Source organism: Streptomyces sp. NPDC054813, from assembly GCF_053611365.1.
In genome coordinates this window covers 34,336-46,910 of the sequence record NZ_JBSHAF010000009.1, presented here as the reverse complement: position 1 = coordinate 46,910, position 12,575 = coordinate 34,336, and the positions used below count along the sequence as shown (strand labels likewise).

Genomic DNA, 12,575 nt, shown 5'->3' with positions numbered 1-12,575 from the left:
TCCTCAGCTCAGCCGGGGCGCGACGTCCGCCCCGAACACGCCTATCTGGTCGATGAGTTCGGCCCGGCTCCGGCTGCGGAACCGTACCTGGACCTGGTGCACGCCCATCTCGCCGTAGGCCCGCAGCGACTCGGCGAGGGCCTCCGGGGTGCCTGTGAGGGTGCGGCGGCCCACCTCCCACCGCGGTGTGCCGACGTACAGCGGCTCGGCGATCGCGCCGACCGTGATCGGCTCCGTCACCCCGGCCTCCTCGCGCAGCCGCCGCAGCCGGGTGATCTGGGCGGGCAGCCGGTCCCTCGGGTCGCCCTGCGGCAGCCAGCCGTCGCCCTTGAGCGCGGCCCGTCGTACGGCGGCCGGTGACGAGCCGCCGACCCATACCGGCACCCGGCGCTGCGCGGGCCGGGGCCGCTGCCCGAGCCCCTCGAAGTCGTAGAACTTCCCGTGGTGGGCGGGGAACTCGTCCGGGCCGAGGGCGGCCCGCAGCGCGTCGATCGCCTCGTCGAGGACCGCGCCCCGCTGCCCGAAGTCCACCCCCAGCACCTCGAACTCCTCCCGCACGTGCCCCGCCCCGACGCCGAGGATCAGCCGGCCGCCGGAAAGGTGGTCGAGGGTCGCGTACTGCTTGGCGGAGAGCAGGGGGTGCCGCAGCCCGACGACGGCGACATGGCTGAGCAGCCGTACCCGCTCGGTGACGGCGGCCAGGTGGGCGAGGGTCGCCACCGGGTCGTACCAGACCGTGCTCATCGCGTCGGCGAGCCGGTGCGGGATCGCCACGTGGTCGCAGACGGCGAGGTAGGCGAAGCCGGCCCGGTCCACCGCGCGGGCGATCTCGACCAGGTCCGCGGCGCCCGCGCCCGCCTCCCACTCCTCGGCGTAGATCGTGGACTGGGACTGGACGGGGAGCTGGATGCCGTAGTCGGTCACTTCGTACCGCCCCACAGGCCCTCCGGGGTGAGGCCCAGCAGCTCGATCGAGTTGCCGCGGACGATGCGTTCGATCACGTCCGGGGCGAGGTGGCCCATCTGTGCCTCGCCGACCTCCCGTGACTTCGGCCAGGTGGAGTCGGAGTGCGGGTAGTCGGTCTCGTAGAGGACGTTGCCGAGGCCGATGGCGTCGAGGTTCTGCAGGCCGAAGGCGTCGTCGAAGAAACAGCCGTAGACGTGCTCGGCGAAGAGTTCGGAGGGCGGCCGGGTGACCTTGTCGGCGACACCGCCCCAGGCGCGGTTCTCCTCCCAGACGACGTCGGCGCGTTCCAGGATGTAGGGGATCCAGCCGATCTGGCCCTCCGCGTACATCACCTTCAGGTTCGGGAAGCGCTCGAACTTGCCGCTCATCAGCCAGTCGACCATCGAGAAGCAGCAGTTGGCGAAAGTGATCGTGGAGCCGACGGCCGGCGGGGCGTCGGCGGAGGTGGAGGGCATCCGGCTGCTGGAGCCGATGTGCATCGCGACGACCGTGCCGGTCTCGTCGCAGGCGGCGAGGAACGGGTCCCAGTCGTCGGTGTGGACGGAGGGCAGCCCGAGGTGCGGGGGGATCTCGGAGAAGGCGACGGCGCGGACGCCCCGGGCGGCGTTGCGGCGGACCTCCATGGCCGCCAGTCCGGCATCCCACAGAGGGATGAGGATCAGGGGTATCAGCCGGCCCTGCGCCAGCGGGCCGCACCACTCCTCCACCATCCAGTCGTTGTAGGCCTGGACGCAGAGCAGGGCCAGTTCGCGGTCCTTGGCCTCGGTGAAGGTCTGCCCGCAGAACCGGGGGAAGGTCGGGAAGCAGAGGGCGGACTGGACGTGGTTGACGTCCATGTCGGCGAGCCGCTGTGGGACGTCGTACGAACCCGCCCGCATCTGCTCGTACGTGATCACCTCCAGCTTGATCTCGTCCCGGCTGTAGCCGACCGCGGTGTCGAGGCGGGTGAGGGGGCGGCGCAGGTCCTCGTAGATCCACCAGTCGCCTATGGGGCCGTCCTCCCCCGGCCTGCCCATGACGGGCTTGAACCGGCCGCCGAGGAAGCTCATCTCCTTCAGCGGGGCGCGGACTATCCGCGGCCCGGTGTCCAGGTACTTCTTCGGGAGGCGGGACTGCCAGACGTCCGGCGGCTCCACGGTGTGGTCGTCGACGGAGATGATCAGCGGAAAGGTGCCGTCCTGGGTGTCCATGGCGCTCACGGTAGCGCCGATCTGACGAACCGTCAGCTGTCACGATGACGGTTCGTCAGGCGTTCACAGGCCACATGCCCGGCCAGGACGGCCAGGCCCTGGTCCCCTTGGCACCAGGACGCGGACCTGTCGGCTGAATCGTTCCGCCATGAACTGGCCCTGGTCACAGAGGCCACTGCGGTGTGAAGGGTATGTGGACCACCGCGTGTCGCCCTGTGATCGGCGTCTCGCCCGGCTGACGCAACTCGCCCGAACAAGGCAGACTGACGGGGTGAATCGGGATGTCTAGGGGGACGGACATGGACGGTGGACCGCGGGTACCGGAGCAGCGGCGCCCCTCCTCCTCGGCGGAGGCGGCGGCGTTGCGCTTCAGCGTGCTCGGTCCGGTGCGCGCCTGGCGCGAGGAGGAGCCGCTCAGCACCGGCTCCCCCCAGCAACGCGCTCTGTTGGCCGCCCTGTTGCTGCGCGAGGGCCGCACGGCGACCGCGGCCGAGCTGATCGACGCGCTGTGGGGCCCCGAGCCGCCGTCACAGGCGCTCGCGGCGGTACGGACGTACGCGTCCCGGCTGCGGAAGATCCTGGACCCCGGAGTCCTGGTCAGCGAGTCCGGCGGCTACGCGGTACGCGGCCTCGGCGAGGGCGCCCTGGACCTGGCGACGGCGCAGGACCTGGCGGCGGAGGCGGAGAAGGCACGCGGCAGCGGGGATCTGCGCCATGCGCGGGAGCTGCTCGGGCGTGCACTGTCCCTGTGGGACGGCGAACCGCTGGCCGGCGTCCCCGGCCCGTACGCCGACGCCCACCGGGTCCGCCTGGAGGAGTGGCGGCTCCAGTTGCTGGAGTCCCGGCTGGACATGGACCTGGAGCAGGGCTGCCACGCGGAGGCCGTCTCCGAACTGACGGCCCTCACGGCCGCCCACCCTCTCCGCGAGCGCCTTCGCGAACTGCTGATGCTGGCCCTGTACCGCAGCGGCCGCCAGGCGGAGGCCCTCGCGGTGTACGCCGACACCCGCCGCCTGCTGGCCGAGGAACTCGGCGTGGACCCGCGGCCGGGTCTGCGCGAACTCCAGCAGCGCATCCTCCAGGCCGACCCGGCCCTGGCGGAACCCTCCTCCCCCGCCGCGGAGCCCCCGTCCGCCCCGGTTCGCCCCGCCCAACTCCCGGCCACAGTGCGGGACTTCACGGGCCGCGCCGCTTTCGTCACCGAGCTGAGCGAGGTGCTGGCGTCGGCGGAGGGCCGGGTGATGGCCGTATCGGCGCTGGCGGGCATCGGGGGCGTCGGGAAGACGACTCTCGCGGTGCATGTGGCCCACCAGGCCCGGTCGGCCTTCCCGGACGGCCAGTTGTACGTGGACCTCCAGGGCGCCGGCCCGCGGGCGGCAGAGCCGGAGACGGTCCTGGGCTCCTTCCTGCGCGCCCTGGGCACACCGGACTCGTCCATCCCCGACTCGCTGGACGACCGGGCGGCCCTGTACCGCTCGGTCCTGGATGGCCGCCGGGTGCTGGTCCTCCTGGACAACGCGAAGGACGCGGCGCAGGTACGTCCGCTGCTGCCGGGCACGGAGGGCTGCGCGGCCCTGGTCACTTCCCGCGTGCGGATGGTCGACCTGGCGGGCGCGCACCTGGTCGACCTGGACGTGATGTCCCCCGACGAGGCGCTTTCGCTGTTCACGAAAATCGTCGGCGAGGAGCGAGTGTCCTCCGAGCGCGAGGCAGCCCTGGACGTGGTCGCGGCCTGCGGCTTCCTCCCTCTCGCCATCCGCATAGCAGCGTCCCGCCTGGCGGCCCGCCGCACCTGGACGGTCTCGGTGCTGGCGGCGAAGCTCGCCGACGAACGCCGCCGCCTGGACGAACTCCAGGCCGGCGACCTGGCGGTGAAGGCGACCTTCGAGCTGGGGTACGGGGCGTTGGATCCGGCCCAGGCCCGGACGTTCCGCCTCCTCGGCCTGGCGGACGGCCCGGACGTCTCGCTGGCGGCGGCCGCGGCCGTACTCGCTCTGCCGCTGGAGGCGACCGAGGACCTGCTGGAGGCCCTGGTCGACACGTCGTTGCTGGAATCGGCGGCCCCCGGCCGCTACCGCTTCCACGACCTGGTCCGGCTCTACGCGCGTGCGTGCGCGGAACGCGACGAACAGCCGCCGAGCGAGCGGGAGGCGGCGCTGTCGCGGCTGCTGGACTTCTATCTGGCGACGGCGGCGGGGGTGTACGCGATCGAGCGGCCGGGGGAACGCGTCCTGGACCACCTGATCCGGAGCACCTACCCGGGCCTCTCCTTCACCGACCGGGACAAGGCGCTGGACTGGCTGTTCACCGAGGCGAGCGGCCTGCTGGCGGCCGTGCAGCAGGCCGGTACGGCGGGCAGGCTGCGCCGGGCGGCCGACCTCCTCGTCGCGGCCGTCGACCTCGGGGAGTCCGGGATCGGCGCCCGCCAGTACGTCCGGGCGGCCGGCGCGGTGATCTCGGCCGCCCAGCAGCACGGCGACGCCTACGCCGAGGGCCGCGCCCGCCTCATGCACAGTCATCTCCTCGGTGTCTCGGGCCAGTTCACGGAGTCGGACCGGGAGGCGGGCGAGGCACTCCGGCTCGGACTTGCCGCCGGGGATCCCGTCGTGTGTGCCCAGGCGCCCAACCAGCAGGGCATCATCGCCCTCTACAACGGGCGGCACGACGAGGCCGAGCAGCACCTCACGCAGGCCCTGGCCGCCTTCCGGGCCGACCGGAACACGCCGGGTGAGGCCAGCGCCCTGTGCAATCTGTCGCGGGTCCACCTGGCGACCGGCCGTACCGAGAGCGCGGTCTCCCTGGCCCGCCAGGGGGTCACCATCTACGCACGCGACGACACCGGCATGGCCCTGCGCCTGGCCAACGGCAAGTACGCGCTGGGGCTCGCGCTGACCAGCGCGGGAGAGACGCGGCTGGCTCTGGAGACCCTCACCGACGCCCTGAGCATGTTCCAGGACGCGCGACAGCAACTGTGGCACGGCATGACGCTCTTCCGGATCGCCGAACTCCATCTGGCCGACCACAGCTCCGCGCAGGCCGCGGCCTGCGCGGAGCAGGCGCTGGCCGTACTGCACGGCATCGGCGGGGAGTGGCGCCGCGCCAACATCCTCACGGCCCTGGGCCGCGGTCTGCACGGCATCGGCCAGACCGACCGCGCGAAGGTCTGCTGGCAGGAGGCGCTGTCGGTCTTCGAGGCGTCGGGATCACCGGAGGCGGCGGACGTACGGGGACTGCTGGCGTCCACCCCCGTGGGCTAGGGCCGCTCCAGAACCCGTAAGGCCCCTAGCCGCGTTCATCGTTCGTTTATCGCCGCCCGGCACTCTCAGTGGTGCCGGACCGTCGTGTCGGGGGGCAGACGGCTCGGTGCGATGGCCGCACCACTAAGGTGAACGGCCTTGCGATGCCCGCCCGGTGACACTCGGGGGAGTGACCGGGCGGGCATCTCCCACCTCGAACCATCCTGTTCTCTAGGAGTCACCCATGGCCGACAACACCGGGACCGTCAAGCCCGACGACTTCCACGCCACGAGCGAGCCGGCCGACGCCGCCGCCGCTCTCATCGTCGACCCGAAGCCGGACTTCGACCCGGCGGCCGTTCCGGCCGCCGCCACGAAGCCGGCCACGGACACCGCGACCGCCCCGGCCACCGCCCAGGGCGACATCGCCAGCAAGGACTTCCACGCCACGTCGGAGCCTCTGAACTCGCCCGACGACTTCCACGCGACGGACGAGAAGGCCTGACAGACCACACCCGGACGGGGACGGCCGCGGCGGCGCGGGGGGGAAGCCGCCGCGGCCGAGGTGTGTCCGGGCGAGCCCGCCTAGGCGGGCCGGCGCCCCCGTAGCTCGCCCTTCAGCACCTTGCCGCTCGCGTTCCGCGGCAGTTCCGCCACGAACTCCACCGCCCGCGGCACCTTGTAGTTCGCCATCTCCCGCCGGGCCCAGGCGATCAGGTCGTCCCCGGTCAGCACCGAGCCCCGGCGGCGCACCACGAACGCCCTGCCGACCTCGCCCAGCCGCCCGTCCGGTACGCCGATCACCGCCACGTCCGCCACATCCGGGTGCAGGCCGAGCAGTTGCTCGATCTCCGCCGGGTAGGCGTTGAAGCCGCCGACGATGAACATGTCCTTCAGGCGGTCGGTGATCCGGAGGTTGCCGACCGGGTCGAGGACGCCGATGTCGCCCGTGCGCAGCCAGCCGTCCGCCGTCAGCGTCTCGGCGGTCGCGGTCGCGTCCTCGTAGTAGCCGCGCATCACGTTGAAGCCCCGGACCAGGACCTCGCCCGGTTCGCCCGGCGCCGCGTCCACCCGTATCTCCGTGCCGGGGATCGCCCGCCCCGACGTCGACGCGATCACCGAAGGGGGGTCTCCGCGGCGGCACATCGTCACGATGCCGCTCGCCTCGGAGAGGCCGTAGGCGGTCAGGACCGTCTCGACGCCCAGCTCGCCGCGCAGGCGCTCGACGAGGAGCAGGGGCACGACCGCCGCTCCGGTCACCACCAGGCGCAGGGCGGAGAGGTCATGGGTGTCGCGCGCCGGGTGGTCGAGGAGCGACTGGTGGAGGGTCGGGGGACCGGGCAGTACCGAGACCCGTTCCGCCGCGACGTTCGCCAGCACCGTCTCCACGTCGAACACCGGCTGCGGGATCATCGTCGCGCCCCGCATCAGGCACGCGATCACCCCGGCCTTGTAGCCGAAGGTGTGGAAGAAGGGGTTCACGATCAGGTACCGGTCACCGGTGCGCAGGCCCGCCAGGTCCGCCCAGATCTCGTACGCCCGCAGGGTCTGCGCGTGCGTGATCATCGCGCCCTTGGGACGGCCCGTCGTACCGGAGGTGAAGACGATGTCGGAGAGCGAGTCACCGGCCAACCCGGCCGCGCGGGCGGCGACTTCGCCGGCCGCCACGCCCTCCCCGGCCGCCAGGAAGTCCTTCCAGGTACGGAAGTCCGCCGGTGCGTCGTCGGACAGCACCACCACGTCCCGCAGCAGCGGCAGCCCCGGCAGCGGGCCCGGGGAGTCCCCCTCCCCGGCCGCCCGCCTGAGTGCGGCCACGTACGACGTGCCCAGGAACGTCCCCGTCACGAACAGCAGACGCGCCCCGCTCCGCCGCAGCACGTCCGCCGCCTCGGCGCCCTTGAAGCGGGTGTTCAGCGGGACCAGCACCCCGCCCGCCGACACCGCGCCCAGCGCCGCGACGATCCAGTCCAGGGAGTTGGGCGCCCAGACGGCCACCCGGTCGCCGGCCTCGACGCCGGCGGCCAGGCAGGCGGCCGCCGCCCGTTCCACCCGGTCGCCCAGCTCGGCGTAGGTGATCCGGGTACGGCCGTCCACCACCGCCTCGGTGTCCGCGTACCGCCGGGCCGCCGACCGCACCAGTCCCGGCACGGTCCCCCACTCCATGTCACCGCGCACAACGGCCTCCCCAAGCGAGAGCACAGAACGCATAGCTGACGGTACGTCAGATTAGCTGTAGCCTGACGGACTGTCAGCAGCCCTTCAGCAGCTCGCGGAGGTGTGCACATGGCCGGGATCCGGGATGCCACCGCCATCGTCGGGATCGGACAGACCCCCTTCGCCAAGCGGCTCGCCGAGGACGAGCGGACCCTCGCCTGCCGTGCCGTCCTCGCCGCCCTCGACGACGCCGGGATCGCCCCCGGCGAGGTCGACGCCCTCGCCTCCTTCACCATGGAGGAGACCGACGAGGTGGAGCTGGCCAAGGCGGTCGGTTTCGGGGACCTGACCTTCTTCAGCAAGGTGGGGTACGGGGGCGGGGGCTCCTGCGCCACCGTCGCCCACCTCGCCACGGCCATCGCCTCCGGGCAGGCCACGGTCGGAGTCGCCTGGCGATCGCGGAAGCGGGGCTCCGGACCCCGCCCCTGGACGAACACCACCGTCCAGCTGCCCACCCCGGCCCAGTGGACCCGGCCCTTCGGGCTGCTCCGGCCCGCCGACGAGATAGCCATGCTCACCCGCCGCTACATGCACGAGTACGGCGCCACCCGCGACCACCTCTTCAACGTCGCCCTCGCCTGCCGCAACCGCGCCAACCAGAACCCCGCCGCCGTCATGTACGACCGCCCCCTGACCCGCGAGATGTACATGACCTCCCGGTGGATCAGCGAGCCTCTGTGCCTCTTCGACAACTGCCTGGAGACCGACGGGGCATTGGCGTGCGTGGTGGTCAGCAGGGAGCGCGCCCGCGACTGCGCCGGGCGGCCCGTCTACGTCCACTCCGCCGCCCAGGGCCTGCCCGCCCAGCACCACGGCATGGTCAACTACTGGAACGACGACCCGCTCACCGGGCCCGCCTGGACCGCCGCCCGGCACCTGTGGAAGCACGCCGACTTCACCCCGGAGGACGTCGACGTCGCCCAGATCTACGACGCCTTCAGCGCGCTGATCCCGCTCTCCCTGGAGGGGTACGGCTTCTGCGGGCGGGGGGAGGGCGGGGCGTTCACCGAGGGCGGCGCGCTGGAGATCGGCGGGCGGCTGCCCGTCAACACCGGGGGCGGCGGGCTCAGCGAGGCCTACGTCCACGGCTTCAACCTCATCACCGAGGGCGTCAAGCAGCTGCGCGGCACCAGCACCGCCCAGGTCCCCGGCGCCACCACCTGCCTGGTCACCGCGGGCGAGGGCGTGCCGACCTCCGCCCTCCTCCTCACCAACCGGAGCTGAGATGCTGCGACCGGCCATCGACACCGACGGCGCCCCCTTCTGGGAGTACGCGGCGCTCGGCGAACTCCGCGTCCAGGCCTGTGCCGACTGCGACGAGCCCCGGTTCCCGCCCCGCCCGTGCTGCCCGCACTGCCAGTCCTTCGCGAGCGAGTGGCGGCCGACGAGCGGCCGGGGGCGGATCTGGTCGTACGTCGTCCCGCATCCGCCGCTCCTCCCGGACTACGCGGCCCAGGCCCCGTACAACGTGGTGGTCGTGGAGCTGGCCGACGCACCGCGCATCCGCCTGGTGGGAAACCTGGTCAGTGCGGCGGGGGCACCGCTCGACTCCTACTCCCCCGACCGGATCCGGATCGACGCCCGGGTGCAGGCGGTGTTCACGGACGGTCTTCCGCAGTGGGTCCTGGAGCGGCCGTGAGCCTGCGCGTCGACACGGACAAGGACACCGGGGTCGCCGTCGTCACCCTGGACCGTCCCGAGAAGCTGAACGCCATCGACCTGGAGACCGCCGCCGAACTCGCCGCCGCCTGGCAGGCGTTGCGCTTCGACGACACGGTACGGGCCGTTGTCCTCACCGGGGCCGGCGGGCGCGCCTTCAGCACCGGGCTCGACCGGGACGCGGTCGTGCCGCAGCCCTCCTCGCCGTACATGCAGGACGATCCGCTGATCGCCGTCGGCCCGAAGTCGAACGACCTGTGGAAGCCGGTGATCGCCGCCGTGGCCGGGATGGCCTGCGGGGGCGCCTTCTATCTCCTCGGGGAGTCGGACTTCGTCGTCGCCGACGAGACGGCCGCCTTCTTCGACCCGCACACCTCCTACGGCATGGTCAGCGCCTACGAGTCGGTGCTGATGGCGCAGCGCATGCCGTACGGGGAGGTGGCCCGGCTGGTCCTCATGGGCAACGCCGAGCGCGTCTCCGCCCGGCGGGCGTACGAGGTGGGGCTGGTGTCCGAAGTGACCGTGCCGGGGGAGGCGTTGGCGGCGGCCGTGCGGTGCGCGACCGTGATCGCCGGGTATCCGGCCGAGGGGGTGCAGGGGAGCGTGCGGGCGCTGTGGGCGGCGAAGGAGGCGGCGCGGGAGCGGGGGTACGGGCAGGCGCCGTATCTGATCGCACTGGGGAACCTGCCGGACGACCGGCAGGCCGAGCTGTTCGGGAACCGGCCACGGACCGCGCACCCTCGTATCCGCTGAGACTGCCCCGCGGCGCCGCGGGGGCTGGTCGCGCAGTTCCCCGTGCCCCTGAGGGGCGCGAGAGCAGCACGCCTGCCTTTAGGGGCGCGGGGAACTGCGCAATCGGCCACGACGGCGCCACAGCCGCCCGTCAAAGGATCGCGCCCCTCACGCGGTGCGTGCGGTCCCGGTTCCCTTCTCCGCGTCCAGCGCGTAGACGCACCGGTCCTTGCTGCACGCGTACACCACCCCGTCCCGCACCACCGGCGACCCGGTGATCTCGCCGCCGGTCGCCAGCTTCCACCGCAGCCGGCCGTCGTCGGCCTTCAGGGTGTAGAGGAGATGGTCGGTGGAGCCGAAGTGGATCCGGCCCTCCGCCACCGCCGGCGACCCCACCACGTCGCCGCCCGCCTGGAAGCGCCACTTGGGCGTCCCGGTGACCGCGTCCAGGGTGTACAGCCCCTTGCCGCTGCCGACATGGACATGGCCCGCGGCCACCAGCACCGGCTCGATCGACGCCCGGGCCTCCGTCGCGATGCGCCAGCGGTCGCGGCCGTCGGTGGCGTCGAGGGCGTACACGGTCCCGAGGTAGTCGGCGAGGTAGACGCCACCGCCGGTGACCGCGGGGCCGGGCACGAAGGCGGGCGGGGAGAGGAAGACGGCCGGCGCCTCGAAGTGCCAGCGGACGCGCCCCGTCGCGGCGTCGAGGGCGATGACGCGGCTGCCCGCCGAGGCGTACAGGAAGCCGTCGGGGGCGTGGGTGAGGCGGACCGGGACGCCGCCGCAGGAGGCCGCGTCACCGATGGGGTAGGACCAGCGCTCGTCGCCGGTCCGGGCGTCCAGCGCGCGCAGCCGGGCGTCCTGCCAGACGAAGACCGTGCCCTCGTGCAGGGAGGGCCCGGACTCGGGGGCCTCGAAGTCGGTCTGGGCGCCGGACAGCTCCCAGAGTTTCTGCCCGTTGGAGGCCTCCCAGGCCTGGACGCCGCCGCCCCGGGTGCCGGTGACGAGGGTGCCCCGGTCGGCCTTGAGGGCGTACACCCAGGCGTCGGTGGACAGCCGCCACAGGTCGCCGCCCTCGCGGGCTTCGAGCGCGAACAGGGTGGGGCCGTCGGAGGCGTGGATACGGCCGTCCGCCACCGCCATGGACCAGGCGACGTCCCTCGTCTTGAAGCGCCGTCGGCCGGTGGCGACGTCGAGGGCGTGCACCTCGAAGGAGGTGACGTAGACGAGGTCGCCGTCGACGGCCGGGGTGCCCCAGACGTCGTTGGACATCCGGAACCGCCAGGGCCGCCAGCCGGACGCCGTCTCCGGGGGCTGGGCGGGCACGGGCGGTACGGCGGGGTCGACGCCGTTGACGCCGGGGCGCGGCCGGGACCAGTTGGCCACCAGGCCGGCCTCGGGCGGGGGTGCCTTGACGGCGGCGGCGCGGGCGTCGGCGACCCGTGGGCCGGGGCCGATCGGCACCTGGGCGCCGGCCAGCCGGACCGGGCCGGCGTCGGGAGCGCCGACCGGGACCGGGGCCGGGACGACGGGGTCGTAGGAGGGCGGCGGAGGGACGGCGAGCCGGCCGCCGCTGCGGGCGCCGGAAGGGTTGGCGGAGGGTTTCACGGCCGGGCGGCCGCCGCGGCGGGACTCGATCAGCGCGACCGCCTTCTCGGGCAGCCACGCGGACGCCGTACCGCTGTCGTCGGAGCCGGAGCCGAAGAGATGGGGGGCCAGCTGGGCCTGGAGGTCGGCCGGGTTGGGGCGGCCGACGGCCTCCATCTGCATGCAGGACTCGATGAGGGGGCGGAGTTCCTCCGGGAGGCCTTCGAGGTCCGGGCCCTCGCGCAGCAGCATGAAGACGGTCTCGACCGGGTTGGCGCCGTGGAAGGGCGGGTGGCCGGTGGCGGCGAAGACGAGCATGGAGCCGAGGGAGAAGACGTCACTGGCGCCGGTGACGCTGCGGGAGTCCTTGGCCTGCTCGGGGGACATGTAGGCGGGGGTGCCGACGGCGACGTTCGTCATCGTCAAACGGGTGTTCGAGACGCCGGAGGCGATACCGAAGTCGATGACCCGGGGGCCGTCCTCCACGACGAGGACGTTCGACGGTTTCAGGTCCCGGTGCACGAGCCCGGCGCCGTGGATGGACTGGAGCGCCTCCGCGACGCCCGCCGCGAGCCAGCGGACCGCCTGGGCCGGGAGCGGCCCGCAGTCGTTCACTATCTCTTCGAGGGAGGGCGCGGGAACGTACGCGGTCGCCAGCCACGGCACCGCCGCGCGCGGGTCGGCGTCGACCACGGCCGCCGTGTAGAAGCCGGAGACCGCGCGGGCCGCCTCCACCTCACGGGTGAAGCGGACCCGGAACAACTGGTCCTCGGCGAGCTCGGTCCGGACCGTCTTGATCGCCACGCGCCGGCCGGACGCCGAGCGCGCGAGATAGACCAGCCCCATGCCGCCGGCCCCCAGCCGTCCCAGCACCTCGAACGGCCCGATCCGCCGCGGATCGTGCTGCGTCAGCTGATCCACCACTTGCCTGCCACCTCCCCGTACGGGCCACGTCCACCCACATATGTACGCGACCCCGTGCAGCGTCTCA

General features: G+C 73.1%; 9 protein-coding genes. 5 read left to right on the top strand and 4 right to left on the bottom strand.

Annotation, left to right across the window (positions count from 1 at the left end):
• Positions 1-3: 3 nt before the first annotated feature.
• Positions 4-939 (bottom strand): LLM class F420-dependent oxidoreductase, encoded by a 936-nt coding sequence (locus ACWGJB_RS19485; RefSeq protein ID WP_453381398.1) that lies wholly within the window; start codon positions 937-939, stop codon positions 4-6.
• Positions 921-2,156, bottom strand: coding sequence for an amidohydrolase family protein (locus tag ACWGJB_RS19480; RefSeq protein WP_453381397.1), 1,236 nt, complete (start codon positions 2,154-2,156; stop codon positions 921-923). The genes ACWGJB_RS19485 and ACWGJB_RS19480 overlap by 19 nt, the downstream gene beginning before the upstream one ends.
• A 299-nt stretch (positions 2,157-2,455) precedes the next feature.
• Here ACWGJB_RS19480 and ACWGJB_RS19475 point away from each other — a divergent pair, with 299 nt between their 5' ends.
• Both ACWGJB_RS19475 and ACWGJB_RS19470 read left to right on the top strand, forming a co-directional pair.
• Entirely contained in the window at positions 2,456-5,413 is a 2,958-nt protein-coding gene (locus ACWGJB_RS19475) for a BTAD domain-containing putative transcriptional regulator (RefSeq protein WP_453381396.1), read from the top strand.
• A gap of 223 nt (positions 5,414-5,636) precedes the next feature.
• Positions 5,637-5,897, top strand: coding sequence for a hypothetical protein (locus ACWGJB_RS19470; RefSeq protein ID WP_453381395.1), 261 nt, complete (start codon positions 5,637-5,639; stop codon positions 5,895-5,897).
• Between the two features lie 80 nt (positions 5,898-5,977).
• On the opposite strand, the gene ACWGJB_RS19465 is transcribed toward ACWGJB_RS19470, so the two are convergent.
• Positions 5,978-7,555 carry a FadD3 family acyl-CoA ligase gene (locus ACWGJB_RS19465; RefSeq protein WP_453381649.1) on the bottom strand — a complete coding sequence of 526 codons (1,578 nt, stop codon included), beginning with the start codon at positions 7,553-7,555 and terminating at the stop codon, positions 5,978-5,980.
• A gap of 120 nt (positions 7,556-7,675) precedes the next feature.
• Between ACWGJB_RS19465 and ACWGJB_RS19460 the strand changes: the two genes are divergently transcribed.
• The 3 genes from ACWGJB_RS19460 to ACWGJB_RS19450 are packed head-to-tail and all read left to right on the top strand — an operon-like array spanning position 7,676 to position 10,018.
• Positions 7,676-8,830, top strand: a complete 1,155-nt coding sequence (locus ACWGJB_RS19460; protein ID WP_453381394.1) for a lipid-transfer protein — start codon at positions 7,676-7,678, stop codon at positions 8,828-8,830.
• A 1-nt stretch (position 8,831) separates the two neighbouring features.
• On the top strand, positions 8,832-9,245 hold the full coding sequence (locus tag ACWGJB_RS19455; RefSeq protein WP_453381393.1) for a Zn-ribbon domain-containing OB-fold protein: 414 nt from the start codon (positions 8,832-8,834) through the stop codon (positions 9,243-9,245).
• Complete coding sequence (locus ACWGJB_RS19450) at positions 9,242-10,018, top strand: enoyl-CoA hydratase/isomerase family protein (protein WP_453381392.1); 777 nt, start codon at positions 9,242-9,244, stop codon at positions 10,016-10,018. Before ACWGJB_RS19455 ends, ACWGJB_RS19450 begins: the two co-directional genes overlap by 4 nt.
• Positions 10,019-10,165: 147 nt before the next feature.
• Here the strand turns inward: ACWGJB_RS19450 and ACWGJB_RS19445 are convergent, their stop codons facing one another.
• A complete protein-coding gene (locus ACWGJB_RS19445) occupies positions 10,166-12,508 on the bottom strand; it encodes an outer membrane protein assembly factor BamB family protein (protein WP_453381391.1) in 2,343 nt (780 codons plus the stop codon).
• Positions 12,509-12,575 lie beyond the last annotated feature (67 nt).

What these genes read in the sequence shown, in the direction of transcription:
- ACWGJB_RS19455 (WP_453381393.1), top strand. Translation starts at nt 8,832, where the DNA reads ATGCTGCGACCGGCCATCGACACCGACGGCGCCCCCTTCTGGGAGTAC.
- ACWGJB_RS19480 (WP_453381397.1), bottom strand. Translation starts at nt 2,156, where the DNA reads ATGGACACCCAGGACGGCACCTTTCCGCTGATCATCTCCGTCGACGAC.
- ACWGJB_RS19460 (WP_453381394.1), top strand. Translation starts at nt 7,676, where the DNA reads ATGGCCGGGATCCGGGATGCCACCGCCATCGTCGGGATCGGACAGACC.
- ACWGJB_RS19475 (WP_453381396.1), top strand. Translation starts at nt 2,456, where the DNA reads ATGGACGGTGGACCGCGGGTACCGGAGCAGCGGCGCCCCTCCTCCTCG.
- ACWGJB_RS19470 (WP_453381395.1), top strand. Translation starts at nt 5,637, where the DNA reads ATGGCCGACAACACCGGGACCGTCAAGCCCGACGACTTCCACGCCACG.
- ACWGJB_RS19465 (WP_453381649.1), bottom strand. Translation starts at nt 7,555, where the DNA reads ATGGAGTGGGGGACCGTGCCGGGACTGGTGCGGTCGGCGGCCCGGCGG.